Source organism: Geodermatophilus sp. SYSU D01105 (assembly GCF_054050095.1).
On the sequence record NZ_JBJGYR010000008.1, the window covers coordinates 168,919 to 193,751 of the forward strand.

General features: G+C 76.3%; 25 protein-coding genes. 12 read left to right on the top strand and 13 right to left on the bottom strand.

Annotation, left to right across the window (positions count from 1 at the left end):
* The first annotated feature begins 69 nt into the window (after window positions 1–69).
* From aztD to ACI79I_RS09865, 5 genes are all read left to right on the top strand, one after another.
* Complete coding sequence (gene aztD, locus ACI79I_RS09845) at window positions 70–1,395, top strand: zinc metallochaperone AztD (protein ID WP_456992146.1); 1,326 nt, start codon at window positions 70–72, stop codon at window positions 1,393–1,395.
* Window positions 1,392–2,261 carry a metal ABC transporter substrate-binding protein gene (locus ACI79I_RS09850; RefSeq protein WP_456992147.1) on the top strand — a complete coding sequence of 290 codons (870 nt, stop codon included), beginning with the start codon at window positions 1,392–1,394 and terminating at the stop codon, window positions 2,259–2,261. Before aztD ends, ACI79I_RS09850 begins: the two co-directional genes overlap by 4 nt.
* Window positions 2,262–2,666: 405 nt before the next feature.
* Window positions 2,667–3,290 carry an antibiotic biosynthesis monooxygenase gene (locus tag ACI79I_RS09855; protein ID WP_456992148.1) on the top strand — a complete coding sequence of 208 codons (624 nt, stop codon included), beginning with the start codon at window positions 2,667–2,669 and terminating at the stop codon, window positions 3,288–3,290.
* A 77-nt stretch (window positions 3,291–3,367) separates the two neighbouring features.
* Complete coding sequence (locus ACI79I_RS09860; RefSeq protein WP_456992149.1) at window positions 3,368–3,988, top strand: hypothetical protein; 621 nt, start codon at window positions 3,368–3,370, stop codon at window positions 3,986–3,988.
* 102 nt (window positions 3,989–4,090) lie between these two features.
* Window positions 4,091–4,711, top strand: a complete 621-nt coding sequence (locus tag ACI79I_RS09865; protein WP_456992150.1) for a putative quinol monooxygenase — start codon at window positions 4,091–4,093, stop codon at window positions 4,709–4,711.
* A 46-nt stretch (window positions 4,712–4,757) separates the two neighbouring features.
* On the opposite strand, the gene ACI79I_RS09870 is transcribed toward ACI79I_RS09865, so the two are convergent.
* From ACI79I_RS09870 to ACI79I_RS09895, 6 genes are all read right to left on the bottom strand, one after another.
* Window positions 4,758–5,846, bottom strand: coding sequence for an acyl-CoA dehydrogenase family protein (locus ACI79I_RS09870; protein WP_456992151.1), 1,089 nt, complete (start codon window positions 5,844–5,846; stop codon window positions 4,758–4,760).
* On the bottom strand, window positions 5,843–7,003 hold the full coding sequence (locus ACI79I_RS09875) for an acyl-CoA dehydrogenase family protein (RefSeq protein ID WP_456992152.1): 1,161 nt from the start codon (window positions 7,001–7,003) through the stop codon (window positions 5,843–5,845). Before ACI79I_RS09875 ends, ACI79I_RS09870 begins: the two co-directional genes overlap by 4 nt.
* 75 nt (window positions 7,004–7,078) lie before the next feature.
* On the bottom strand, window positions 7,079–7,384 hold the full coding sequence (locus tag ACI79I_RS09880) for a hypothetical protein (protein WP_456992153.1): 306 nt from the start codon (window positions 7,382–7,384) through the stop codon (window positions 7,079–7,081).
* A 59-nt stretch (window positions 7,385–7,443) separates the two neighbouring features.
* Window positions 7,444–9,717: a SpoIIE family protein phosphatase gene (locus tag ACI79I_RS09885; RefSeq protein ID WP_456992154.1), complete on the bottom strand. Its 2,274-nt coding sequence runs from the start codon at window positions 9,715–9,717 to the stop codon at window positions 7,444–7,446.
* A 5-nt stretch (window positions 9,718–9,722) separates the two neighbouring features.
* Window positions 9,723–10,529: an alpha/beta fold hydrolase gene (locus ACI79I_RS09890; RefSeq protein WP_456992155.1), complete on the bottom strand. Its 807-nt coding sequence runs from the start codon at window positions 10,527–10,529 to the stop codon at window positions 9,723–9,725.
* A 215-nt stretch (window positions 10,530–10,744) separates the two neighbouring features.
* Window positions 10,745–10,900, bottom strand: coding sequence for a hypothetical protein (locus tag ACI79I_RS09895; RefSeq protein WP_456992156.1), 156 nt, complete (start codon window positions 10,898–10,900; stop codon window positions 10,745–10,747).
* 157 nt (window positions 10,901–11,057) lie between these two features.
* On the opposite strand from ACI79I_RS09895, the gene ACI79I_RS09900 reads away from it, so the two are divergent.
* On the top strand, window positions 11,058–11,774 hold the full coding sequence (locus tag ACI79I_RS09900) for an alpha/beta fold hydrolase (RefSeq protein ID WP_456992157.1): 717 nt from the start codon (window positions 11,058–11,060) through the stop codon (window positions 11,772–11,774).
* Window positions 11,775–11,838: 64 nt separating this feature from the next.
* Complete coding sequence (locus ACI79I_RS09905) at window positions 11,839–12,843, top strand: alpha/beta hydrolase (protein ID WP_456992159.1); 1,005 nt, start codon at window positions 11,839–11,841, stop codon at window positions 12,841–12,843.
* A gap of 7 nt (window positions 12,844–12,850) precedes the next feature.
* Here ACI79I_RS09905 and ACI79I_RS09910 read toward each other — a convergent pair whose 3' ends face one another.
* Window positions 12,851–13,174 carry a DUF6191 domain-containing protein gene (locus tag ACI79I_RS09910; protein WP_456992160.1) on the bottom strand — a complete coding sequence of 108 codons (324 nt, stop codon included), beginning with the start codon at window positions 13,172–13,174 and terminating at the stop codon, window positions 12,851–12,853.
* Between the two features lie 106 nt (window positions 13,175–13,280).
* Here ACI79I_RS09910 and ACI79I_RS09915 point away from each other — a divergent pair, with 106 nt between their 5' ends.
* On the top strand, window positions 13,281–15,593 hold the full coding sequence (locus tag ACI79I_RS09915; protein ID WP_456992161.1) for a HelD family protein: 2,313 nt from the start codon (window positions 13,281–13,283) through the stop codon (window positions 15,591–15,593).
* 111 nt (window positions 15,594–15,704) lie between these two features.
* On the opposite strand, the gene ACI79I_RS09920 is transcribed toward ACI79I_RS09915, so the two are convergent.
* A complete protein-coding gene (locus ACI79I_RS09920; RefSeq protein WP_456992162.1) occupies window positions 15,705–16,391 on the bottom strand; it encodes an NUDIX domain-containing protein in 687 nt (228 codons plus the stop codon).
* Window positions 16,392–16,439: 48 nt separating this feature from the next.
* Between ACI79I_RS09920 and ACI79I_RS09925 the strand changes: the two genes are divergently transcribed.
* Window positions 16,440–17,195 (top strand): DeoR/GlpR family DNA-binding transcription regulator, encoded by a 756-nt coding sequence (locus ACI79I_RS09925; protein WP_456992163.1) that lies wholly within the window; start codon window positions 16,440–16,442, stop codon window positions 17,193–17,195.
* A 52-nt stretch (window positions 17,196–17,247) separates the two neighbouring features.
* On the opposite strand, the gene ACI79I_RS09930 is transcribed toward ACI79I_RS09925, so the two are convergent.
* The 4 genes from ACI79I_RS09930 to ACI79I_RS09945 form a co-directional block, all read right to left on the bottom strand.
* A complete protein-coding gene (locus ACI79I_RS09930) occupies window positions 17,248–17,448 on the bottom strand; it encodes a hypothetical protein (protein ID WP_456992164.1) in 201 nt (66 codons plus the stop codon).
* Window positions 17,449–17,561: 113 nt separating this feature from the next.
* Window positions 17,562–18,797: a cytochrome P450 gene (locus ACI79I_RS09935; protein ID WP_456992165.1), complete on the bottom strand. Its 1,236-nt coding sequence runs from the start codon at window positions 18,795–18,797 to the stop codon at window positions 17,562–17,564.
* Between the two features lie 66 nt (window positions 18,798–18,863).
* A complete protein-coding gene (locus ACI79I_RS09940) occupies window positions 18,864–20,489 on the bottom strand; it encodes an SIR2 family protein (protein ID WP_456992166.1) in 1,626 nt (541 codons plus the stop codon).
* A gap of 63 nt (window positions 20,490–20,552) precedes the next feature.
* On the bottom strand, window positions 20,553–21,179 hold the full coding sequence (locus ACI79I_RS09945; RefSeq protein ID WP_456992167.1) for a hypothetical protein: 627 nt from the start codon (window positions 21,177–21,179) through the stop codon (window positions 20,553–20,555).
* Window positions 21,180–21,287: 108 nt separating this feature from the next.
* Between ACI79I_RS09945 and ACI79I_RS09950 the strand changes: the two genes are divergently transcribed.
* A complete protein-coding gene (locus ACI79I_RS09950; RefSeq protein WP_456992168.1) occupies window positions 21,288–22,151 on the top strand; it encodes a DUF1206 domain-containing protein in 864 nt (287 codons plus the stop codon).
* 45 nt (window positions 22,152–22,196) lie between these two features.
* Here ACI79I_RS09950 and ACI79I_RS09955 read toward each other — a convergent pair whose 3' ends face one another.
* Window positions 22,197–23,213, bottom strand: a complete 1,017-nt coding sequence (locus ACI79I_RS09955; protein ID WP_456992169.1) for an NAD(P)/FAD-dependent oxidoreductase — start codon at window positions 23,211–23,213, stop codon at window positions 22,197–22,199.
* 81 nt (window positions 23,214–23,294) lie between these two features.
* Between ACI79I_RS09955 and ACI79I_RS09960 the strand changes: the two genes are divergently transcribed.
* Entirely contained in the window at window positions 23,295–23,879 is a 585-nt protein-coding gene (locus ACI79I_RS09960) for a helix-turn-helix domain-containing protein (RefSeq protein WP_456992170.1), read from the top strand.
* 83 nt (window positions 23,880–23,962) lie between these two features.
* Complete coding sequence (locus ACI79I_RS09965) at window positions 23,963–24,814, top strand: DUF1206 domain-containing protein (protein WP_456992171.1); 852 nt, start codon at window positions 23,963–23,965, stop codon at window positions 24,812–24,814.
* Window positions 24,815–24,833 lie beyond the last annotated feature (19 nt).

The window sequence follows — 24,833 nt, forward strand, 5'->3', positions numbered from 1 at the left end:
CCCGCTTACTGAGAATGATTGTCGTTGTTGCTAACGTCGGGGCGATCCGTCCCCGACCGAGGAGCTCCCGTGAACCGCCTCCCCTCCCCCGTCCCCCGCCGCGTGTCCCTGGTCGCCGCCGTCCTCCCGCTGGCGGTGGCGACCGGGTGCGCGTCCGGGGACACCGCGGAGTCCGCAGCCCCGGCCCCGACGAGCCCCTCGTCGACCGGCGACGGGCACGAGGCCGAGGACGCCTCCGCGCTCGAGGTCGGCGCCAACGCCCCCCGGCTGGCGATCACCTACGACGGCGGCGTCCAGGTCCTCGACGCGACGACCCTCGAGGTGCTCGCCGACGAGCCGCTGCCCGGCTTCAGCCGGCTCAACCCGGCAGGGGACGGCCGGCACCTGCTGGTCTCCACCCAGGGGGGCTTCCGAGTGCTCGACGCCGGCGCCTGGGCCGAGCCGCACGGCGACCACGCGCACTACTACACGGCCGGGCCGGAGCTCACCGACCTCGTGTTCCCGGCCGAGGAGCCCGGCCACGTCGTGACGCACGCCGGCCGCACGGTGCTCTTCGACGACGGCACCGGGGACGTCACCGCGTTCGACAGCGCCGAGGTCGCCGACCCCGACCGCGAGCTCCGCGAGTTCAGCACGCCCGCGGCGCACCACGGCGTCGCCGTCGAGCTGGAGGACGGCCGCATGCTCGTCTCCGACGGCACCGAGGACGAGCGCTCCGGCGTCCGGGTCCTGGACGCCGACGGCCAGGAGGTCGCCGCCCGCGACGACTGCCCGAACGTGCACGGCGAGACCGTCGCCGCCGGCGAGGCCGTCGTCATCGGCTGCGAGGACGGCGCGGTCCTGTACGCGAACGGCCAGCTCACCAAGATCGACAGCCCGGACGCGTACGGGCGCATCGGCAACCAGTTCGGCACCGAGGACTCCCCGATCGTGCTCGGCGACTACGAGCGGAGTGCGGAGGACCGCTCCCGGACGATCGCGCTGATCGACACCACGACCGCGCAGATGAGCCTGGTCGACCTGCCGTCGCCCTACTGGTACCGCTCGTTCGACCGCGGCCCGGACGGTGAGGGCCTGGTCCTGACCCACGACGGCGGGCTGCAGGTCGTCGACCCGGTCAGCGGCGCGATCACCCGCTCCATCCCGGTCACCGCCCCCTGGGAGGAGTCCGAGGACTGGCAGGACCCGCACCCCCAGGTCGTCGTGGTCGACGGCATGGCCTACGTGACCGAGCCCGCCAGCAAGCAGGTCCACGCCGTGGACGTCGAGGGCGGCGCGGTGTGGAAGAGCGCGCCGCTGGAGGTGACGCCGAACGAGCTCCGCGGCGTCTCCGGCGACGCCGAGGCGGGGGCGGGCTCCGACGAGGCCGCGCACGAGGGGGACGACGCCGAGTGACCGCGCGCCGCGCCCGCGCCGTCGTCTGCGTGCTCGCCACGGCCGCCCTGGCCGGTTGCACCGGTCCGGCTGCGCGGGACGCGGACGGTCCGGTCGACGTCGTCGCGACCTCCTACCCGCTGCGGTGGGTCGCCGAGCAGGTCGCGGGACCGGGGGTGGCCGTCACCGGCCTCGTCCCGCCCGGCGGTGACACGCACGGGTTCGAGCCGACGCCCGCCCAGGTCGTCGCACTGACGGAGGCCGACCTCGTCGTCCACCTCTCCGGCGGCCTGCAGCCGGGCGTCGACGCGGCGCTCGACCAGCAGCCTCCCGGACGACTGGTGGACGCCACCCCGGTGGCGGACCTCGCGGGCGACCCGCACTTCTGGCTCGACCCGCTCCGGCTCGCCGCCGTCGCGCGGGACGTCGGTGCCGCGCTGGCCGAGCTCGACGCCGCAGGAGCGGACGACGTCGAGGCCCGCGTCGCCGAGGTCGAGGCGACCCTGACCGACCTCGACCAGGAGTACGCGACCGCGCTGGCCCCCTGCCGGGGCGCCACGCTGGTGACCGGGCACGAGGCGTACGGCTACCTGGCCGAGCGCCACGCCGTGCGGCAGGTGGGGATCGCCGGCATCGACCCGGCCGTCGAGCCCACCCCGGCCCGGCTGCGGGACGTGGCCGAGACCGTGCAGGAGACCGGGGTGCGGACGGTCTTCTTCGACGCCGCCGCCTCCTCGGCGACGGCGGCGGCACTCGCCGGGGACCTCGGGGTGGCGACCGACGTGCTGCACCCGGTGGAACGGGTCGCCGAGGACCAGGACTACCTGGGCCTGATGCGGGAGAACCTGACGGCGCTGCGGCGGGGGCTGGTCTGCGACGGCGGGTGAGGTGTCCCCCGGGACGCCCGGGAACCGTCGTACCCGCAGGTCAGGATGGGGTCGTGCTCGAGACCCAGCCACCGCGGCCCCCCGGGGCCGGGGTGCCGGTGGCGGTGTGCCCGGCGGACCTGATGGGGCCGGGCAGCGAGCTGGAGCGCCCGCCTCGCTCCTGACCCGCCGCGCTCGGATCCGCACCGCGACCGCACGCGCCGGCCGGCCGCACCCCTCGGACGAGAGGCGCGGCCCGCCGGAGGGAGCGTCGGAACGGCCGGTGGGCGGCCGGCGCGGCGGAGGGCCCTTCCCTCGCCCGCGGACCGCGAGGACGCTGGGCGGCGCGGCGATGCCGCAGGGGCACCGCCGACTCCGCCGGGACCGCCGTCCCGGCGGAGACCGTTCCCGGAGAGGAGTGGTGGCATGTACGCCCGTTCGACCACCATCCAGGGCAACCCCCAGGCCATGGACGAGGGGATCTCCTACGTCCGGGACGAGGTGATGCCGCTGGTCCGGGGGATGGACGGCTGCATCGGTCTGTCGATGCTCGCCGACCGGGCGTCCGGCCGCTGCATCGTGACGACCGCGTGGCGGGACGCCGACGCGATGCACGCCAGCGCCGAGGGCGTCCGGTCCTCGCGGGAACGCGCCGGGCAGATCTTCGGTGGGCAGCCCGAGGTGCGCGAGTGGGAGATCGCGGTCCTGCACCGGGCGCACGAGGCACCCGAGGGTGCCTGGACCCGGGTCACCTGGATCCGCGGGGAGCCGGATCAGATGGACAGCACCATCGACGCCTACCGGATGGTCTACGTGCCCCGGATGGAGGAGGAGTACCGGGGCTTCTGCAGCATGAGCGTCCTGGTCAGCCGCGCCGAGGGGATGGGTGTCTCCGCGGTGACGTTCGAGAGCCGCGCGGCGATGGAGGCCGCCCGCGAGCAGGCCCGCGCCCTGCGCGACGAGTTCGCCACGCGGACGAACGTGGCCATCACCGACGTCGCCGAGTACGAGCTGGTGCTGGCGCACCTGCGGGTGCCGGAGACCGTCTGACCCCGGGGCTCCGGCCGGTGCCCCGGGATGGACGCGCGCACCGGCCGGAGCGCCGCCCCTCGAGAGGAGCGCTCTGCATGCACGCCCGGACCACCACCATCCGCGGCAACCCCCACGCGGTCGACGACGGGATCGCCTACCTCCGCGACGAGGTGCTGCCGGTCATCGGCGAGACCGGTGGGTGGGTCGGGCTCTCGATGCTCGCCGACCGGGAGTCCGGCCGGTGCATCGCCACGACCGCGTGGGAGTCGGAGGCGGCGATGCGGGCCAGCGACGCGGCCCTGCTCCCGGTGCGGTTGCGCCTCGCCGAGCTGCTCGACGGCTCCCTGCAGGTCCACTACTGGCAGTTCGCCGTCGTCCACCGCGCGCACGGGGCTCCCGAGGGGGCCTGGACCCGGACGACCTGGATCCGCACCGAGCCGGCGGAGGTGGACCGGCTCGTCGACGCCTACAAGGCCACGCTCCTCCCCCGCCTCGAGGCGATGGAGGGGTTCTGCAGCGCGAGCCTGGTGGTCGACCGTCGGGAGGGCCGGGCCGGCGGCGCGGTCACCTTCGCCGACCGGAGGACCCTGGACCGGTCGCGCGCGACCGCCACGGCGGCCCGGGACGAGCTCGCCGCGACGGCCGGCGCCCAGCTCTCCGACGTCGGCGAGTACGAGCTGGTCCTCGCCCACCTGCGAGTGCCCGAGACCGTCTGAGCCGGCCCCGCACGAGGTCGTTGTCACCCCGCCGCCCGGCGAGGAGGCTCTGCTGCGCGGCGATGCCGCAGGGGCTCGCCGCCTCCCGGAAGGAGTGGTGGCATGTACGCCCGAACGACCACCGTCCGCGGCAACCCCGGGGCGATCGACGAGGCGACCGCCTACATGCGGGACGACGTCATGCCGAAGGTCCAGCAGATGCCCGGCTGCGTCGGCCTGTCCATGCTCGCCGACCGCGACTCCGGCCGCTGCATCGTGACCTCCGCGTGGGAGACCGAGGAGGCGATGCGGGCCACGATGGACCGGGTGGGGCCAATGCGCGACCAGGCCAGCCGGATCCTCGGCGGGCAGCCGGAGGTGCAGCTCTGGGAGATCGCCGTCCTCCACCGCGCGCACCAGGCACCCGACGGGGCGTGCACCCGGGTGACGTGGAGCCGCACCGACCCCGCGAACGTCGACCGGGTCGTCGACGCCTACAAGATGAGCCTGCTCCCCCGCCTCGAGGAGATGGACGGGTTCTGCAGCGCCAGCCTGATGACGGACCGGCAGGAGGGGCGCGGCGCCGGTGCGGTGACCTACGCCGACCGGGAGACCCTGGAACGCTCCCGCACGAACGCCACGGCGGTCCGTGAGGAGTTCGCCGCGGCGATGGGCGCCCAGATCCTGGAGGTGGCCGAGTTCGAGCTGGTCCTGCACCACCTGCGGGTCCCCGAGACCGTCTGACGCCCCTCCGCTCGGAGGGGCAGCACCCTGCCCCTCCGAGCCTCCCTCAGAGGACGCGGGTGAGGGCCGGCCAGAGGTCGTCGGCGCCCCCGGCCAGCAGCCCCACGCCGAGCACCTCCGACCAGGTGTGCTCGCTGCCCGCCTCGTCCCGCCAGGACCAGCACCGCCGGGTGAGGTGGTGCAGCGCGTGCTCCTGGGTGAAGCCGATCGCGCCGTGCACCTGGTGGGCGAGGCGCGCCACGACCTCGACGGCGGCCCCCGAGCGCACCTTCGCCGCCGCGGCCGCGAGGACGACGTCCTGGGCGGCGGTGTGGTCGGCACCGGCCAGCCGCCGGACGGCGGCGTCGACCAGCGCGCTGACGGCGGTGACCTCGCCGGCCATCTCCGCGAGCTCCATCTGGATGGCCTGGAACCGCGCCAGCGGCCGGCCGAACTGCTGCCGCTCCGCCGCGTACCGCACCGTCCACGCCAGCACCTGCTCCAGGGCCGCCGCCAGCTGCACCGACCGCGCCAGCGCGTAGCGGGCCCGCACCGCGGCGGCCCGCGCCGGGCTGAGCAGGGCACCGGCGGCCGGGGTCGCGGCGAACACCAGTGACCCCCGGGGCTCCCCCGCGAGGTTGCGCGCCTCGCTGGTCGCCAGCTCCGCCGCGTCGACCAGCGCCAGGACGGCCCCCTCGATCCCCTGCGGCGCGGTGGCGAGGACCGCCACGTGCCGCGCGACCCCGGACCACGCGACGTCGGTCGCGGTGCCGGTGAGCTGCCAGCGCCCGGGCCCGTCCCCGTCGTCGACCGGCTCGGCGTGCACCATGCCCTCGGTCGCGACGGTCAGCGGCTCCTCGACCGGCGGCAGGTCGAGGTCGGCGGCGAGCAACGCGGGGCCGGCGACCAGAAGCTGCTCGGCGAGGGGCACGGCGGCGGCGCCGGCCGCCAGGGTCCGGACGACGGCCACCGCGTCGTGGAGCTCCCCGCCCGACCCCCCGGCCTCCTCGGGCAGGCCCACCCCGGTCAGCCCGGTGCCGACCAGGTCGGCCCACAACCTGGCGTCCCACGGCTGCTCGGCGCTGAGCGGGAACGGCTCGTGCGCGGTGAGGATGTCCCGGACGGTCTCGACCACCAGGTCCTGGTCGCCCGTCATCGCAGCCCCAGCCCGCGCGCCACGATCCCGCGGAGGATCTCGTTCGTCCCGCCGCGCAGCGTGTAGCCCGGCGCGTGCAGCTGCGCCTCGGCCAGCGCCCGTCCCAGCGGGTCCGGTGAGTCCAGCGACGCGGGCACCTCCACCACCCGCCGGACCTCGTCGATCACGTCGGCCTCGAACGTCGTCCCGACGTCCTTGACCAGCGCCGCCGGGATGTCGGGCAGCTCGCCGCGGTCCAGCGCCGCGGCGATCCGCATCGACAGCTGCCGCAGGGCCAGCAACCGCGCCGACAGCCGGCCCAGCGTGGCCAGCTGCGCGCGGTCGCCGGAGTCGCAGGCGCGGCGGGCGAACTCGGCGATCAGCGGGTAGGTCGAGAGGAAGCGCTCGGGCCCGCTGCGCTCGAACGCCAGCTCCGCGGTCACCTGGTGCCAGCCCGCGCCCTCCTCCCCGAGCAGCATGTCCCCGGGGACGACGACGTCGTCGAACACCACCTCGTTGAAGTGGTGGCCGCCGTCGAGGATGCGGATCGGGTTGACCGTGATGCCGGGCAGCGACAGGTCCACCAGCAGCTGCGAGAGCCCCGCGTGCCGGTTCGACGGGTCCGCGGGCGAGGTGCGCACCAGGACGATCCCGTAGTGGGAGGCGTGCGCGTTCGACGTCCACACCTTGGCGCCGGTGACCACCCAGTCCCCGTCGCCGTTGCGGGTGGCCCGGGTGCGGATCGAGGCGAGGTCGGAGCCGGAGTCCGGCTCGCTCATGCCGATGACGAAGAAGCACTCCCCCGCGGTGATGCGCGGCAGGATCTCCTGCCGCTGCGCCTCGGTGCCGTAGCGCAGCAGGTTCGGCCCGGACTGCCGGTCGGCGATCCAGTGCGCGGCGACCGGCGCCCCGACGGCCAGCAGCTCCTCGGTGACGGCGTAGCGCTCCATCGCCGACCGCTCGTGCCCGCCGTAGCGCTTCGGCCAGGTCATCCCCAGCCAGCCACGCTCCCCGAGCTTCCGGGAGAACGCGGGGTCGACACCGGAGAGCCAGGTGTCGACGTGCGTGGTGAACGTGCCGGCGGCCAGCTCGGCGGCGAGGAACTCGCGCACCTCCGCCCGCACGCTCTCCGCGGCCTCGGACGGTGGCGCGGGCGCCAGGGTCAGCGAGCTGGTCATGCGGTGCGACTCCCCACGTCGGTGTGGCCGTGCCCCACCGTTCCTACAGGGCGCCGCCGCCCCCGGCGCGCCGGGTCAGCGCTCGGGCTCGTCGTCCGCCTCGGTCCCGCGGGTGAGCTGGCGCAGCTCCGAGACGACGTCCCCGGCGACCGTGGCCAGGGAGGTCACCGCGCCCGAGACCAGCCGGCGCATCCCGGACCCGTCCAGCCCGAGCAGCGAGCCGAAGCCGGCGGCCACGTCCACCCCCGGGAAGGACGCCGCCGCGCCGCGCCCCTGTCCGTCGGCCAGCTCCGGGGACCACCGCATCGCGTCTCCGGACATCGTGATGTCACCGGTGGCGCCGTCGATCGCGTCGGTCACCGGGTTGGGGGAACGCTCCATGGCCGCCTCCCGCGCCGCACGAGCCCTGCGCCGATGGTCGCGCGCGCGGAGCCGGTGCGCTAGGGCATCCGGGTGATCGCCAGCAGGGCCACGTCGTCGGGGCGCACGCCGCCGGCCAGCTCCGCCAGCAGCCGGTCGCAGAACCCGTCGGGGTCGTCGGTCCCGACGCGGACGGCGGCATCCCGCAGGGCGGCCAGCCCCTCGTCGATGTCGGCGTCCCGGCTCTCCACCAGCCCGTCGGTGTAGAGCAGCATCGTGGCCCCCGGGGAGAGCACCCCCGCCCACTCCGCGGTCGGCGCGGGCGCCGGCGGCGCACCGAGCATCCGGCTCGGGCGGACGTCGAGCAGCGCGGCGTCCTCACCCGAGACCACCAGCGGCGGCAGGTGACCGGCCGAGGCCACGCGCAGCTGCCCGCCGGCCGGGTCGAGCGTCGCGAACAGCGCCGTCGCCATGCGCTGCAGCCCCAGGAGCGACCACGCGGACTGCAGCCGGTCGATGACCGCGCTCGGCGTCGCGCCGTCGGCCAGCAGGGTCCGGTAGACGCTCCGCAGCTGGCCCATGACCGCCGCCGCGGTGATGTCGTGCCCCACGACGTCGCCCACGGCCAGCGCCACCTGGTCGCCGGGCAGCGGGACGACGTCGTAGAAGTCGCCCCCGACGTCGGCCCCGAGGCTGGCCGCCAGGTAGCGGACGGCGACCCGCAGGCCGGGCACCGGCGGCGGGGCGGGGGGCAGCAGGTTGGCCTGCAGGGTGTGCGAGGTCTGCGTCTCCAGCTCGAAGCGCTGCCCCTTGTCGACCACCTGGGAGACCTGGAGGGCCAGCTGCTCGGCGACCTCGACGTCGGCCGCGGTGAGCGGCCCGCGTCGCCGGTCGGTGCCCAGGGTCAGCACGCCGAGCGTGCGGCCCTCGGCCCGCAGCGGCACGCAGACCAGGCTGACCAGCTGCAGCGCCCGGGCGGTCGCCAGGTGCCGCTCGTCGCTCGTGACCTCCCTCAGCCAGGCGTCGGTGACCTCGCGGATCCAGATCGTCCGCCCCTGCTCCATCGCCTGCACGCCGGGGTGTGCGGGGTGGCGGACCGGCAGGTGCCGCTCCCGCAGCTCGTCGGCCAGCCGGCGCCGCCGCGGATCACCGTGCCGGGCCGCCGGGCGGGTCAGGCCGTGCTCGGTGACCAGGTCCAGGACGCAGATGTCGGCCAGCCGCGGCACCGCCAGCTCGGCCAGCTGCTCGGCCATCCGCGCCACGTCCGGCGCCGAGGCCATCAGCCGCGAGGCGTCGAGCAGGAACGCCGAACGCTCCGCCGCCCGCGCGGTCTCCTCGTACAGCCGGACCCGCTCCAGCGCCTGTCCGGCCTGCTGACCGACGGTGGCCAGCAGGTCGAGGTCGGCCTGCGGCAGGGTGCCCCGGCGTCCCGGCTCGGTGAGCTCGACGAGTTCGCTGTCCCCGAGCGTGCCCAGCACCAGCACCAGCGCCCCCAGGTGGCGGCTGTCGGCGTTGACCGAGACGACGACCAGCGCCTCCTGGCCGGTCTCCTCCATCGCCGCGGCCAGCCCCGGCCACACCGCCTGCACGCCCGCACCGAGGGGCACCGTGTGCACCCCGCCCTCGCGGACCAGCTCGGCACCCCCGACGGCGGCCGCCTCCATCTGCCGCAGCAGCTGCGGGGGGATGCCGTCGACGGCGACCAGCTCGATCGGCGGGACCGACTGTCCCGGGCGCGGGGCGTCGCGCCGCTCCGTGGCCAGCCACAACCCCGCGCCGCTGGCACCGACCGCCGCCCGGCTGCGGGAGACGATCACCTGGGCCACCTCCCGGGCCGACGTGGCCGCCGCCACCTCGGACACCACCTGCTGGAGCGTCCGCGAGCGGGCCTCCGACTCCGCCGCCGCGCGCTGCGCGGCCAGCAGCGCCCGTTCGTACCGTCGCCGGGACGTCGCCTCGAACACCGTCGCCCGCACCAGGACCGCCGCGCCCGAGGCGTCGCGCACCTCGACGGCGTTGACCAGGCACGGCAGCAGTGAGCCGTCACCCCGGGCGATGTCGAGCGCCACCTCCCGCACCGCGCCCTGCATCCGCAGCAGGGGCGCCATGTGCGTCTCGTAGAAGACCCGCCCCCCGATGCTGAGCAGCTCCTGGAACCGCGTACCCAGCACCTCCCCGGCCGCCCGTCCGGTCCACTCGCAGAAGGTGCGGTTGACCTTGACCACCCGGCCGTCGGGCAGCGCGGAGAAGTAGCCGCACGGTGCGTTCTCGTAGAGGTCGGCCGGGTCGTCCTCGAGCAGCCGCTGCAGCCGGCCGGGGTCCTCCGGCCGCGGGCTGCCCGCGGGCTCCTCCATCGCGATCACCCGGAGAGGCGGGACAGGAAGGCCCGGATGGCGGCGGTGGTCTCCTCCGGTGCGCTCAGGTGCGGACAGTGCCCCGTCGCGGACAGCTGCGTGAACACGCTGCCGGGGATCTGCTCGTGCACGTAGCGGCCCACCGCCTGCGGGGCGATCGCGTCGGCGTCGCACTGCAGCACCAGCGTCGGCACGCGGACGCCGGGGAGGTCGGCGCGGTTGTCCGACAGGAAGGTCACCTGCGCGAACTGGTGGGCGATGTCGGGGTCGGTGCGGCAGAAGCTGTTGGCGAGCTCCTCGGTGAGCTCCGGCCGGTCGGGGTTGCCCATGACCACCGGGGCCATCGCCCTCGACCAGCCGAGGTGGTTGCTGTCGAGGGAGTCGAGCAACCCGGCGACGTCGGCCCGCGAGAAACCGCCGGTGTAGTCCTCGTCGTCGACGTACCGAGGGCTGGGGCCGACCATCACCAGGGCGCCGACCCGCTCCGGGGCCTGCTGCGCGGCGAGGACGCCGATCATCGCGCTCACCGAGTGGCCGACGAAGACCACGTCCTCGAGCTCGAGCTCCCGGCACAGCTCGACGACGTCGGCCGCGTACCCCCGCAGCGAGGCGTACTTGACCGGGTCGTAGGCCGACAGGTCCGACCGCCCGGACCCGACGTGGTCGAAGAGGACGACGCGGTGGTCGACCTCGAAGTCCGGGGCGACGAACCGCCACATCTCCTGGTCGCACCCGAATCCGTGCGCGAACACCATGGGTCGACCCCCGTCGACCCCGGTCACGCGGACCCGGTTCCGCATGATCACGCTCACCCGCCGACGGTAGCCGGACGGCCCCGTCCCTGTCCCCCCGGTCCCTCCCCGCGGAAGGACTCCCCCGGCGATCCGCCCCGTGGCAGCGACGGCCCCGCCTCCGGGAGGCGGGATCCCGGCGGCCGGACGGGCGCCGCGCTACCGCGCCGCCGTCGTGCGGGGCGTGCCGCCGGCCACCCGCGGACCTCGTCGGCTCACCGGCGGGGCGTTCGTTCTCAGTAGCGCGAGGTGCCGCAGTCGGAGCAGCGCTTGCGCGGCGGCTGGGTCTCCCGCTGGCAGTTCGGGCAGGTCCAGGCCGAGCGCTCGGGACGCGGGCGGGTCCGGGAGCCGGAGGCGCGGCGGGTCGGACGGGGGGCGGTGGGTGCGGTCATGGCTTCCTCCTGAGGTGTGCAGGCCCGACGGTAGGCAGACGACATGACGTCGAGATGACCTACGAGTTGCCGTCACGATCGGTTCCTGTGACCTGCACCAGAGGCCTTAGTCCCCCTCCCGGACCGCGCACGTGGCGGCCGGCCGGCCCGGGCCGCGATGAGTCCGGCACCGGCCGGCGGTCGGAGGGGTGTGCGCGCGACGTTCGTCCTCGTCCCAGGAGCCGGCGGGCAGGCGTGGTACTGGCACCGACTGGTGCCCGAGCTCGAGCGCCGGGGGCACGCGGCTGTCCCCGTGGACCTCCCCGCGGGCGACGACACCGCGGGGCTCGACCGCTACGCGCAGACCGTGGTCGCGGCGGCCGCCGGGGCCACGCGACCGCTGGTCGTGGTGGGCCAGTCCATGGGCGGGCTGACCGCCCCGTTGGTGTGCGCACGCGTCCCGGTCGACCTGCTCGTGCTGGTGAACGCGATGGTGCCGCGACCCGGGGAGACCGGCGGCGACTGGTGGACCGTCACCGGTCACGAGCAGGCCCGGCGCGCCGCGGCCGAGCGCGAGGGCCGGCCGGTGGACGACGAGGACGACGCCTTCTTCGCCGACGTCCCGCCGGAGGTCACCGCCGCGGCCATGGCCCGACCGTTCGCCCAGTCGGGGACCCCGTTCGGCGAGCCGTGGCCGCTCCCGGCCTGGCCCGACGTGCCCACCCGGCTGCTCGCGGCACGCGAGGACCGCTTCTTCCCCCTGGAGTTCCAGCGCCGGGTGGCCGCCGAGCGCCTCGGCCTGCCCGTCCAGGAGGTGCCCGGCGGCCACCTGGTGGCGCTGAGCCACCCCGCCGAGCTGGCCGACCGGCTCATCGCCCTGCTCGACGAGCGCTGAGGGGGTGGCTCGGGGCGGGCCCGCCCACCACGATGGGGCCGCCGTCCGCACCCCTGGAGGTCCCGTGACCCTGACGTCGCCGTCCGCCCGCCCCGCCGCCGGGATCGGCCCGCCGCCCCCGTTCGACCCCGAGTGCGCGGTCGCGCTCGAGGCGTTCGCGGAGGTCTTCTCGACCCCGCTCACCGCCGAGCAGATCCCGGCGCTGCGGCAGGCCGAGCTCGCCCCTCGACCGACCGACGAGGAGCTGCGCCGCGGCGGCGCGTTCACCGTCGAGGACCGGACGGTCCCCGGCCCCGAGGGGGCGCCGGAGATCTCGCTGCTCGTCTGCCGGCCCACCGCCGCGACCGGCCCGACGCCGGCCATCTACTCCATCCACGGCGGCGGCATGGTCATCGGCGACAACCGCTCCGGCGTCCTCGGCATGGTGGAGCACGCCGAGGAGCTCGGGATGGCGGTGGTCTCGGTCGAGTACCGGCTGGCGCCCGAGACGCCGCACCCGGGCCCGGTCGAGGACTGCTACGCCGGCCTGGTCTGGACCGCCGCCCACGCCGAGGAGCTCGGCATCGACCCGGCGCGCATCGTCGTCGGCGGCGTCAGCGCCGGCGGCGGCCTCGCCGCGGCGGTCGCCCTCCTGGCGCGCGACCGCGGCGGTCCCGCGCTGGCCGGGCAGCTGCTGGTGTGCCCCATGCTCGACGACCGCAACGACACCGTCTCGGCCCACCAGATGGCCGGCCTCGGCGTCTGGGACCGCACGGCCAACGACACCGGCTGGACGGCGCTGCTCGGAGACGCCCGCGGCGGCCCCGACGTCTCCCCCTACGCCGCACCGGCACGGGCCACCGACCTGTCCGGGCTGCCGCCGGCGTTCGTCGACGTCGGCTCGGCCGAGACCTTCCGCGACGAGGACGTCGAGTACGCCACCCGTATCTGGCAGGCCGGCGGGGTCGCCGAGCTGCACGTGTGGCCGGGCGGCTTCCACGGCTTCGACGGGTTCGCCCCCGACGCCACCATCTCCACGGAGGCGCGGGCGGCGCGCACCCGCTGGCTGCGCCGGCTGCTCGGCGGGTGAGCGGCGGTCACTCCCCGGCCGAGCGCCGGTGCCCCACGACGAGGACGGCGACGCCGGCGTCGAGGTCCACGGTGCTGCGCGGCGGCGCGCCGTCCTCGTCGTCGGCCCGCCTGGTCTGCTGGGCCCGCTGCTGCTCGAGGTCGGCCTCCCGGCCCGGCGCCAGCGCCGCGGAGAACACGTCGATCCCGCCCGCCGAGAGCGCGTGCCGGGACCGGCGGGTGACCGGGCTGCGCCGGCCCAGGCGCGCCCACGCGGACTCGGCGACCCCGAGGACGACGAGCAGCAGCACCAGACCCGGCAGGGTCAGCGACAGCAGGAGGCCGGGACCCACGGCACCGAAGGGTAGGGCTCCCGGGTGCGTCCGACGCACGATCCGGGAATGCCGGGGCACCATGGGCGATTGCTCCTGAGCCGAGACACCGACAGAGAGACGCGCAGTGCCGACGACGCAGCCCGAGGTCGTTCCCCACCCCGAGATCGAAGCCGAACAGCAGTACGTCGAGGAGCTCTACGGCCGCCTCGACGCCGCCCGCGACCTCGCCGAGCATCGGCTCAAGCAGGCCATCTCCTGGCCCGCCGTCGACCCGCAGGCGCTGCAGGAGCGCGACGCCACCGTGCGGTTCCAGACCGAGCGGGTCACCGCGCTCGACGCCGCCGAGGCGGGCCTGTGCGTCGGGCGGATCGACCGCACCGACGACGGGCCCCTCTACATCGGCCGGATCGGGCTGGCCGCCGACGACGCCGGGGGCGACCCCGCGCTGGTCGACTGGCGCGCACCCGCGGCCCGGCCCTTCTACACCGCCACCCCGGTGCACCCGCTGGGCGTGTCCCGCCGCCGGCACATCCGCACCCGCGGGCGCCGGGTGGTCCGGCTCGACGACGAGGTGCTCACCTCCGGGGGAGCCGGTTCCGGCCTGACCGGCGAGGCCGCGCTCATGGCGGCGCTGGACACCGCGCGCACCGGCCGGATGACCGACATCGTCCGCACCATCCAGGCCGAGCAGGACCGCATCATCCGCGCCGACGACCGCGGGGTCCTCGTCGTCCAGGGCGGGCCGGGCACCGGCAAGACCGCCGTCGCGCTGCACCGCGCGGCCTACCTGCTCTACACCCACCGCGAGCGGCTGGCCCGCCGCGGCCTGCTCGTCGTCGGGCCCACGCCGACCTTCCTGCGCTACATCGCCGACGTCCTGCCCTCCCTGGGCGAGACCGGCGTGCTGCTGGCCGGGCTGGGCCAGCTGCGCCCGGGCCTGGACGCGCGCGGGACCGAGTCGCCGGAGACCGCGGCGGTGAAGGGACGGCTGGAGATGGTGCAGGTGCTCGAGCGCGCCGTCACCGACCGGCAGGTGGTCCTCGACGCGCCGCGGGAGGTGGTCGTCGACGGCTTCCCCCTGCGGCTGCGGCCCATCGACGTGAAGCGGGCCCAGAACGCGGCGCGCAAGGCCGACCGGCTGCACAACCTGGCCCGGCCGCACTTCGCCCGGCGGATCGTCGACGTCCTCACCAAGCGCTACGCGGAGCGGATCGGCGCCGACGTCCGCGGCGGGGCCAACCTGCTCGACCGCGAGGACGTCGCCGCGCTGCGCCGGGAGGTCGCCGCCGAGCCCGCCGTCCGGCTGCTGGTCGACGACCTGTGGCCGGTGCTGACCCCCGAGCGGCTGCTCACCGAGCTGTTCGCCGACCCGGCCCGGATCGCCACCGCGACGCCGGAGTGGGACGACGCGACGCGGGCGCTGCTGCACCGCCCTCGAGGATCGGCCACCTCCCCGTCAGCATGGACCCCGGCCGACGTCCCGCTGCTGGAGGAGGCCGAGGAGCTGCTCGGCTTCGACGACAGCGCGCAGCGGGCCCGCGAGGAGCGCGACCGCCGCCGCCGGCTGGCCCAGGCGCAGGAGACCCTCGACGTGCTGCACGGCTCGCGCTCGATCGACCTCGAGGACGAGCACCTGGAGGCCGAGGTGCTCAGCGCCGGCGACCTGATCGGCGCCGAGGAGCTGGCCGAGCGGCAGCGGACGCTCGACACCCGCACCACCGCGGAACGGGCCGCCGCCGACCGCACCTGGACCTTCGGGCACGTCGTCGTCGACGAGGCCCAGGAGCTCTCGCCGATGGCGTGGCGGCTGCTGGTCCGCCGCTGCCCCACGCGGTCGATGACCGCGGTCGGCGACCTGGCCCAGACCGGCACGCTCGCCGGGGCCGACGCCTGGGACGAGACGCTGCGCCCGCACGTCGGCGACGCCTGGCGGCTGGAGGAGCTCACCGTCAACTACCGCACGCCGGCCGAGATCATGGCCGTGGCCGCCGACGTCCTCGCCGCCGGCGGGACGGGAGCGACCTCGCCGCGCTCGGTGCGGCCGGGCACCGCCGCGCCGTGGGCGGAGCTGACCGGCGAGGAGGAACTGGCCGCACGGGTCGCCGAGGTCACCGCCGAGCTCGCCGCCGCCGAGGGCACCACCGCGGTGGTCGTCCCGGCGAGCCGGGTGGCCGAGGTCGCCTCGGCGGTGGCCGCGCGGGTGCAGCAGGTCACCAGCGGTCCGGACGCGGACTCCTCCCTGGGGCCGGTCGTGGTCACCCCGGCCGAGGCCAAGGGCCTGGAGTTCGACGACGTGCTGGTCGTCGACCCGGCGCGGGTCCTCGACGAGGGCGTACGCGGGCACAACGACCTCTACGTCGCCCTCACCCGGGCCACCCAGCGGCTCGGCGTCCTCTCGCCCGGCGCGCTGCCCGCGGAGCTCGCCCGCCTCGCCTGACGCTGGGGTCGGCACGCCTCTCGGGCGGCCGGCCCCCGCGGGCGTGGTCGCCGTCCTCGCGGGTGCACGGCAAGGGCGGCGACCACGCGGCGCGCCCGGTCACCGCTCGGCTCACTGCCGGGCGAACGGCCCCCGCAGCGCCGCCCACTGCAGCAGCAGGATGGTCTTCGCATCGCAGATCCGGCCGTCCGCGGTCATCTCCAGCGCCGCGCCGAAGGGCAGCTCCAGGACCTCGATGTCCTCCCCCTCCTCGGCCAGCCCGCCCCCGGGACCGGTGCGGTCTGCGGCCGTGTACGACGCGGCGTAGCAGTGCACCCGCTCGGTGACCGACCCCGGGCTCGTGTAGACGTCGAACACGTGCTCCAGCGAGCCGACGCGCACGCCGAGCTCCTCCTCGGCCTCCCGCCGGATCGCGGTCTCGGGGTCGTCGTCGTCCAGCAGACCGGCGGCGGTCTCGACGAGCACCCCGTCGGGGTGGCCGTTGACGTAGACGGGGAAGCGGAACTGGCGGGAGAGCAGGACGGTGCCCCGCGCGACGTCGTGCAGCAGGATCGTCGCCCCGTTGCCGCGGTCGTAGGTCTCCCGCTGCTCGGTCGTCCGGCGGCCGTCCGCGTGGCGGTACTCGAACGTCGTCCGGCGAAGCACGTGCCAGGCGGTGGCCACGAGTTCCACGTCGACGACCCGCACGTCCGGGTTGCCCGTGAGGTCCCGGCCGGTGCGGTCCAGGCCGGTCCGCCCACGGGCGTCCGGCACGTCGATGCCGGCGCGGGACGCGTGCCGGTGCACGGTGGTGGTCATGGCGAGAGACCATAGTGCAGAATCGTGCAAAAACGAGGAGGAACGTGCATGCTCGCCGCTCATCGCCGCGACCTGCTGCTCGACCGCCTGCGGTCCGAGGGCCGGCTGGTCGCCAAGGACCTCGCCGCCGAGCTGGGCGTCTCCGAGGACAGCGTCCGGCGCGACCTGCGCGAGCTCGCCGCGGCCGGCCTGTGCGAGCGCGTCTACGGCGGCGCCCTGCCGGTCTCGCCCGCGGTGGCCGACCACGCGACCCGGCACACCGTGGCGGTGGCGAGCAAGGAACGGGTGGCGGCCCGCGCCGCGGCCCTCGTCCGGCCGGGGAGCACCGCCCTGCTCGACGGCGGCACGACCGCCCTCGCGGTGACCCGCGCCCTCCCCCGCGACCTCTCCGCCACGGTGGTCACCCACAGCCCGGCGGTCGCGGTGGCACTGGTCGACCACCCCCGTGTCGAGGTCCAGCTGATCGGCGGGCGGCTGTTCAAGCACTCGGTGGTCGCCTGCGGCGCGGCCGCGGTCGAGGCCGCGCAGCTGGTGACCGCCGACGTGTTCCTCCTCGGGGTCACCGGCGTGCACGCGCAGGAGGGGCTCACCACCGGCGACGCGGACGAGGCCGCCATGAAGCGCGCCCTGGCCCGCCGGGCGGCCGACACCTACGTGCTCGCCAGCCGGGAGAAGGTCGGCGCCGCGTCGCCGTTCGTCGTGCTGCCGCTGGCCGCGGTCACCGGTGTCGTCACCGACGCCCCGGCGGAGGATCCCGCCGTCCGGGACCTCCGCGCCGCCGGCGTCGACGTGCTGGGGGCCTGAGCGACCGCCCGTCAGCCCGCAGGGACGGCGGGCTCGTCAGCGGGCGCGGGGCTCAGGGGTGGCCGGCGTGGCGGTGCCGGGACAGCACGTCGAGGCCCTCCCGGACGCCGCACAGCGTGGCCGCGGCGACCAGCAGCAGCGCGCCGACGGCAACCAGCGCCGGGCCGCCCATCGAGGCCATGTCGAGCTCGGCCCACAGCACGCCGCCGACCAGGGTCACCAGCCCGACGATGCCCACCGCTGCTGCCCACACCCTGCACACCCGCGCCTCCCCCAGCCCGAACCGGCTCTGATCTGACCACGGGCTCCCGGCCCGCGGGACCGCCCGCGGCGTGCCTGCTGCGGAGCGCGACCACCCGGCTGCGGTCACGCCGTACCCCGGACCCGGAGCACGACACCCGAGGCGGGGACGGCCGGGATCCGGCGCAGGGAGATGGTGAGGTCCTGCTCGGGGACGTCGACCTGCAGCCGCGCCAGGCGGACCGCCAGCGCCGCCAGCACCGCGACGGTGACCTGCTCGCCGGGGCAGCGGTGGTTGGTCCGCGGGTCCCCCGCCCCCTGGGGCACCAGCTCGAAGGCGCCGATCTCCCGGTCGAGGAAGCGCTCGGGCCGGAAGGCGTAGGGGTCGCCCCACAGGTCGGCGTCGTGGTTCTGCCCGTAGAGGTCGAGCAGCACCATCGCGTTGCGCGGGATCCACTCGCCGTCCCACTCCACCTCGCGCGGGGCGCGGCCGCCGATGAACGGCGCGAAGGGGTAGAAGCGGCGGACCTCGTGCGCCCACGCCTCGGCGAACGCCGGGTCGCCGGAGGCCAGCCGCTCCCGGTACTGCGGCCACCGGACCAGGGCGTGCCCGGAGAAGGCCAGGAACCAGCTGATCGCGACCGTCGGGCGGATGACGTTGAGCAGCTCGACGGCGGCCACGTGCGGGTCGAGCTGCTCGCCGTCGGCGTCCCGGTGGCTGGCGACGACGTCGACCACCGAGCCCGTGGGCACGGTCGTCTCGCCGCTGCGCACCTGTTCCACTAGTCGGCCGAGGCGGGCCTCCTGCCGCCCGCGGGACCGCCGGGCGCGCCAGTGCCGCGGCCCCCCGGTGGCGAAGCCGTCGACCATGGCGGTGAGGTCGCGGGCCACGCCGGGCACCTCGTCGTCGGCCAGCGGGACCCCGGCCCAGTCGCAGACGGCGCGGGTCAGCACCTGCCGCGCCTCCTCGAAGAGCACGACGGAGTCCTTCCCGGTCCAGCGCGGCACCGCGGCGTCCCAGGCCGCGGTGGCCCGGTCGACCAGCGCGGCGACGCGGTCGCGGTCCATCAGCAGGGCCACGAACATCGCCTTGCGCACCCGGTGCTGGTGCCCGTCGAGGGTGTGCACCGCACCCTTGCCGAACAGGGTGCCCTGCACCGGCTCCGGGATGGCGTGCGCGCGGCGGACGTGGTCCTCGTCGTAGAGGAACCGCGCGGCCTCGGGGCCCTCGATGCCGAACGCGGGCAGCCCCCCGAGCCGGCTGGGCACCGTGCGCCGGCCCAGCGCCCGCCGCTTGTCGGGCAGCCAGGCGTAGCCCTTGGCCAGGAGGAGGACGCTGTTCTCGAAGCGGGGCCGGTGCATGTCCTGCGCGTGCCCACCCCGGCGCCGGCTCACACCGCCCCGCCGCTCGGGGCAGGGGGTCCTCCGTCAGCCGGGGCGCTGCTCCTGGACCCGGTCGTCCCGCTGGTCGGTGGCCTCGTCGGCGGGCGGCGCGCCCCGGCCGGTCGCGCCGGCCCGGGAACCCAGCCGGCGCAGCAACGCGCCCACCTCCCCGGCGGCCGAGCTGCTGGGCTCCTCGGGCATGACCCGCTCGACGTGCGCCAGGGCCTCGGCCAGCGCCTGCTCCTCCTCGTCGAGCATCCCGCGGTAGGCCGGGTCGAGCAGGTAGCCGGTGGGGGGCGTGGACAGGCAGCCGAGCAGGTCGAGCACGACCTCCAGCAGGCGGGCGGCCTCGGCGGGCGGGGTGTCGGCCGGCGACATCGCGACCGTCTCGACGTCCCGCTCCCACAGCCGGGCCCGCGCCGGGTCCTCGCGCAGGGCGAGCACCGTGCCGCTGCGCTGGCGCGCGGTCGCCCCGGGGGCCTGGACCGCGCTGCGCACCTGGTGGGCGATGCGGATCAGGTCGTCGTCCTGCATCGAGGTCCCGACGAAGAGCACGTGCCGGGTCAGCAGCAGCGAGTGCAGCACCCCGGCCAGCGCGGCCCGCGAGTCGCCGAACTGCAGGTACTCCTCGCGGGTCAGCACCACGCTCTCCGGGTGGGCGGCGTCGCCGTGCAGCTTGAGCAGCCAGGGCCGGCCGGGGCGGGCGTCGTCGAAGGGCAGCACCGACAGCTCCCGGCCGATGTCCCGGACGGCGGTCTCGACCAGCGGGTCGTAGTTGGTGGTGACGAACTCCTGCACGGGCAGGTCGGCGATGAGCGCGTGGGCGAGCGCGTAGTGGCCCGGCCCGAACCGCTCCTTGACGAAGCCCTCCAGCTGCTCGCGGCCCAGTTCGCGGGCCAGCAGCGCCGCGCTGTCCTGGGCCGGCAGCTGGGCCAGCCCGGCGCGCAGCGCGTCGTCGAGCCCGGAGCGCTCGGCCAGCTCGTCGAGCAGCTGCTCCCAGGTCGGCAGGCCGGCCGCGGCGCTGACCCCGGCGCCGACGAAGGCGGCCAGCTGCCCGCGGCGGGCCCGCTCGCCCAGGCCCTCGGCCAGCTCGCGCAGGTGGTCGGGGAGGTCCCAGCCGCCGTCCTCGCCCCTCCGCACCCGCTGCGCGGCGGCGAGGTCGCTGGGCCCGCGCAGCACCAGCGCGACGTCGAAGCCGTGCTCGGTGGCCGCCTCGCGCAGCACGGGCAGCAGCTGCTGGAGCAGCTCGCCGCGGCGTCCGGCGACGCCACCCCACCCGGTGCCCAGGGGCGGCAGCGCCACCAGCCGGCGGGCCCGGCCGTGCACCGGCTCGGTGACCTCCCGGCGGGCGACGGCGGCCAGTGCCTCCCGGGCGCCGTCGAGCAGCCACGGCAGGGTGTCGTCGTTGTCGGCCGCGCGGTCGGCACCGTCGACGGTGTCGACCAGCCACAGCCGCCGGTCCGTGGCGCCGGGCACCTCGAGCACCCGCTCGTCGCCGTCCCACCGCAGGTCCAGGCAGACGCCCTCGCCGTCCTCGGCGGTGACCAGTTCCGCGGGCAGCAGCTCACGCCACTCCGCGGTCACGCGCAGCGACCGGTCGGTCGGCACGAGGACGTCGTCGCAGACCAGGCGGCGCAGGTCGGCGCCCACGACGAAGACGTGTCCGCTCACGCAACGGGGGTTCCCGTCGCGGGCGCCCGGTAACCGGAACGGGTCCGGACTGTCGACCGGGTCTCAGCCGAGCGCGCCGCAGCCGCCGGCGCCGCAGGCACAGCCGGCGCAGGCCGCGGGCCGGACCGGTGCCGGCGGACGGGAGGCGAGGGTGCGCAGGTTGGCCGCGCCGACGAGCAGGAACACGCCCAGCAGGCCGACCGCGAGCGCGGCGACGACGGTCGCGCCGTCGGCCGCCCGGCTCCACCCGGTGACCGCCCCGGTGACCACCAGGAGGCCGGTCACCAGGACCCACCACACCAGCGCCGCCTGGCCGCTGCGCCGCACCGCGCCGCCGCGGCGCAGCAGCACCAGCGCGCCGGCCAGCAGCCCGGCCGGGACGCCGACCAGCAGCACCCAGCCGGCCGCGGACGCCGAGACCAGCGCCACCGCCAGCGCCGCGAGACCCCCGGCGACCGCGACGGCGGCCGGTCCGCGCGACCGGCTCCCGGCGAGCAGGGCCCCGCCGCGGACGGCGGCCAGCACACCGACCACGGCGAGCAGCAGCCGCGCCCCCGCAGCGTCCCAGAAGACCGCGGCGACGGCCACGGCGAGCAGGGCCAGCCCACCGGCGAGCCACCGCGCCCAGGAGCGGCGGGCCTCCTCGGGGGTCGTCCGCTCCGCCGTCAGTACCGATGCGCCGTTCGCCACGGTGCCAGTGTCCCTCACCGGCCGCGGGCGGCCGCGGCCCCTCGCGGGCCGTCCCGGCGACGGGGCGCGAACCGTGTCACGCTGCGGAGTCGACGGAACGGGGGCGGCGTGGCGGTCGGGGCAGGGCAGGCGGACGGGGACGCCGTCCCGGTGGTGCACCGGGCCGCGCGCAGCACCGTCCTGGAGCAGGTCGCCCGGGTGGGGCTGGTGGGCTACGCGGTGGTCCACCTGCTGGTCGCCTGGCTGGCGCTGCAACTGGCCTGGCACGCCGGACGCTCCCGCGGCAGCGGGGACGCCGTCGACCAGAACGGGGCGCTGGCCCTGCTGGCCCAGACGCCGGCCGGGAGGGTGCTGCTGTGGGCCCTCACCGCCGGCCTGGCCGGGCTGTGCGCGTGGCAGGCCGTGGAGGTGCTGCGGCACCACCGCACACCGCCGCCCCCGGGCCCGGAACGCCGGGCGGCCCTCGCCCAGCTCGGCAAGACCCTGGGCACGGCGGTGGTGTACGGCTTCCTCGCCGTCTCGGCCGCCCGCACGGCGCTCGGGGACGGGCAGCGGCCGGCGGAGGGCGCGCGGGTGGTGCGCGGCGTCCTGTCGTGGCCCGGCGGTCAGGTGCTCGTCGTCGCCGTCGGGTTGGTCGTCGTCGGGATCGGCGTCTACCAGGTCCGCAAGGGACTGCGCTCGGACTTCCTCGGCGAGATCGACCTCAGCACCGTCTCCCCCGCCCTCTGCACCCTCACGCACCGGTTCAGCCAGGCCGGCTTCGTGCTCAAGGGGGTGGCGTTCGTGCTCGTCGGCGCGGTGGTCGGCTGGGCGGCGGCCACCTTCGACCCGCAGCGGGCCACCGGCCTCGACGGCGCCCTGCGCACCGTCGCCGCGGAGCCGTACGGCGCCTGGGTGCTGACGGTCCTCGCGGCGGGGCTGGCCTCGTTCGCGGTGTACTGCCTGGCCCGCGCCCGGCACCCGGTGAGCTGATCCGCCGCGGGCCCCGGCCACCCGTCGGCCGGGGCCCGCCGGCGCTCAGAGGCCGTGACGCCGGTCGCCGCCCACCAGCGCGCAGAGCCGGGCCTCGGACCCGGCCGAGAACGGATCACGGTGGGCAGCGACCGCCTCGCGGGTCTCCTCGGCGACCAGGTCGGCGTTGACCTGGGCGGCGGCCGCCGCGCCCGCGGCAGCGGCCGCGCCGACCTGGGCGGACAGGTCGGTGACGTTGCCCGCCGCCCACACCCCGGGCACCGCGGTGCGGCCGGTCGCGTCGACGGGGAGGTGCTCGCCCATCCCCGACGGGTGCTCCTCCGCCCGCAGCCCGAGCTCGGCCAGGAAGCCGGCGCGCGCCCGCATCCGCGGCCCGACCACCACCGCGTCCCGGCCGACCACCCAACCGTCGGCCAGCCGCACCCCCACGAGACGGTCCTCGACGACCTCCAGGCCCGCCACCTCGCCGTCCACCACGGGGATCCCGCGGGCTGCGAGCTGCTCGGCCTGCTCCTCGGTCGGGGGCAGCGCGGCGCTGAAGTACGTGACGTCGGCGCTCCACTGCCGGAACAGCAGCGCCTGGTGCACCGACATCGGCCCCGACGCGAGGACGCCGATGGCCCGGTCCCGGACCTCCCAGCCGTGGCAGTAGGGGCAGTGCAGCACGTCGCGGCCCCACCGTTCCCGCACGCCGGGCACGTCCGGCAGCTCGTCGACCAGCCCGGAGGCCAGCAGCAGCCGGCGGGCGCGGAAGGCCCGGCCGTCGGCCAGCGTCACCGCGAAGCCGCCGTCCTCGCGCGCCACGGTGGCGACCTCCCCGGACACCACGGACCCGCCGTAGCCCCGGACCTCCGCCCGGCCCCGCTCCAGCAGCTCGGCCGGCGGGACGCCGTCCCGCGCCAGCAGCCCGTGCACGCCGTCGGCCGGCGCGTTGCGCGGCGCGCCCGCGTCGACCACCACCACCGACCGGCGCGCCCGCGCCAGCACCAGTGCCGCGTTCAACCCCGCGGCCCCGCCGCCGACCACCACCACGTCGCAGGTGCGCGCCACCTGACCGGTCATCTCGACCACCTCCTGCGGAGACTGTGCGAGCCACCCGGCCGGATTGGCAAACATCCTTGCTGGAATGGCAAACTGACGGCCGTGGACGACGACCTCGACCAGGCCCTCGACTCGGTCGGCCCCCGGCTGCGGGCGCTGCGCCGGCAGCGGGAGACGACGCTGACCGACCTGTCGGCAGCGACCGGCATCTCGGTGAGCACGCTGTCCCGGCTGGAGTCCGGCGCCCGCCGTCCGACCCTCGAGCTGCTGCTCCCCCTGGCCCGCGCGCACGGCGTGACCCTCGACGAGCTCGTCGACGCCCCGCCCACCGGGGATCCGCGCATCCACCTGCGCCCGGTCACCCGCGACGGCATGACCATGCTGCCGCTGAGCCGCCGGGCCGGCGGCATCCAGGCGTACAAGCTGGTGATCCCACCCGGCCGCAACCAGCCCGACCTGAAGACCCACGAGGGCTACGAGTGGCTCTACGTCCTCGACGGCCGGCTGCGGGTCGTCCTCGGCGAGCACGACCTGGTGCTCGCACCGGGCGAGGCCGCCGAGTTCGACACCCGCGTCCCCCACTGGTTCGGCGCCGCCGGTCCCGAGCCGGTGGAGTTCCTGAGCCTGTTCGGCCGGCAGGGCGAGCGGGCCCACCTCCGCGCCCGCCCCCGGGCTCTGGAGCCCTGACCCGCGACCTCGACCAGCAGCCCGGCTCCTCCTGTGCCACGCTGGGCGTTCCCACACCGTGGGACGACGGGAAGGAGCCGGCGATGAGCAGCGGACGCGGGACCGTCGGCTCGGCCGCGGGTGCGGCAGACCGGGCCGGCAACAGCGAGGCACTGGAGCACCTGGCCCGGGTCGGGCTGATCGCCTACGGCGTGGTCCACCTCCTGCTCGCCTGGCTGGCGCTGCAGCTGGCCTGGGGCGGGGGCGGCCAGCAGGCCGACCAGTCCGGCGCCCTGGCCACCGTCGCGGAGTCACCCGTCGGCAAGCCGCTGCTGTGGATCATCGCCCTCGGGATGATCGCGCTGGCCGTGTGGCAGGCCGCAGAGGTGCTGCGCTGGCGCAGCGGACTCTCCGGCTCCGGGGACGCCCGGAAGAAGGCGGTGCAGAAGACCGCCAAGTCGATCGCCAAGGCCGTCGTCTACCTGGCCCTGGCGGTGCTGGCGCTGCGCTTCGCCACCGGCGGCGGGCAGTCCAGCTCCGCGCAGCAACAGCAGCAGACCGCCGGCGTCTTCGGCTGGCCCGGTGGCCGGTGGCTGGTCGGCATCGTCGGGCTGGTGGTCATCGGCGTCGGCGCCTACCACGTCTACAAGGGCGTCTCGAAGCGCTTCCTCAAGCAGATCGACCTCGGCCAGGCCCCGCCGAAGACCCGGTCGCTGGTGGAGAAGCTGGGCCTGGTCGGCTTCCCGGCCAAGGGCGTGGCCCTCGGCCTGGTCGGCGCGCTGCTGGTCTACGCGGCGGTCACCTTCGACCCGTCCAAGGCCAGTGGGCTCGACGGCGCCCTGCGGACCGTCCTCGACGCGCCGTTCGGCCAGTGGCTGCTCACGCTGGTGGCGATCGGCATCGCCGCGTTCGGGGCGTTCTGCCTCGTCCGCGCCCGCTACCCCGAGCGCACCTGAGCCGCGTCCCCCACGATCG

What these genes read in the sequence shown, in the direction of transcription:
- ACI79I_RS09885 (WP_456992154.1), bottom strand. Translation starts at nt 9,717, where the DNA reads ATGGAGGAGCCCGCGGGCAGCCCGCGGCCGGAGGACCCCGGCCGGCTG.
- ACI79I_RS09925 (WP_456992163.1), top strand. Translation starts at nt 16,440, where the DNA reads ATGCTCGCCGCTCATCGCCGCGACCTGCTGCTCGACCGCCTGCGGTCC.
- ACI79I_RS09865 (WP_456992150.1), top strand. Translation starts at nt 4,091, where the DNA reads ATGTACGCCCGAACGACCACCGTCCGCGGCAACCCCGGGGCGATCGAC.
- ACI79I_RS09955 (WP_456992169.1), bottom strand. Translation starts at nt 23,213, where the DNA reads ATGACCGGTCAGGTGGCGCGCACCTGCGACGTGGTGGTGGTCGGCGGC.
- ACI79I_RS09900 (WP_456992157.1), top strand. Translation starts at nt 11,058, where the DNA reads ATGAGTCCGGCACCGGCCGGCGGTCGGAGGGGTGTGCGCGCGACGTTC.
- ACI79I_RS09870 (WP_456992151.1), bottom strand. Translation starts at nt 5,846, where the DNA reads ATGACGGGCGACCAGGACCTGGTGGTCGAGACCGTCCGGGACATCCTC.
- ACI79I_RS09920 (WP_456992162.1), bottom strand. Translation starts at nt 16,391, where the DNA reads ATGACCACCACCGTGCACCGGCACGCGTCCCGCGCCGGCATCGACGTG.
- ACI79I_RS09880 (WP_456992153.1), bottom strand. Translation starts at nt 7,384, where the DNA reads ATGGAGCGTTCCCCCAACCCGGTGACCGACGCGATCGACGGCGCCACC.
- ACI79I_RS09895 (WP_456992156.1), bottom strand. Translation starts at nt 10,900, where the DNA reads ATGACCGCACCCACCGCCCCCCGTCCGACCCGCCGCGCCTCCGGCTCC.
- ACI79I_RS09965 (WP_456992171.1), top strand. Translation starts at nt 23,963, where the DNA reads ATGAGCAGCGGACGCGGGACCGTCGGCTCGGCCGCGGGTGCGGCAGAC.
- ACI79I_RS09860 (WP_456992149.1), top strand. Translation starts at nt 3,368, where the DNA reads ATGCACGCCCGGACCACCACCATCCGCGGCAACCCCCACGCGGTCGAC.
- ACI79I_RS09855 (WP_456992148.1), top strand. Translation starts at nt 2,667, where the DNA reads ATGTACGCCCGTTCGACCACCATCCAGGGCAACCCCCAGGCCATGGAC.
- ACI79I_RS09935 (WP_456992165.1), bottom strand. Translation starts at nt 18,797, where the DNA reads ATGCACCGGCCCCGCTTCGAGAACAGCGTCCTCCTCCTGGCCAAGGGC.
- ACI79I_RS09875 (WP_456992152.1), bottom strand. Translation starts at nt 7,003, where the DNA reads ATGACCAGCTCGCTGACCCTGGCGCCCGCGCCACCGTCCGAGGCCGCG.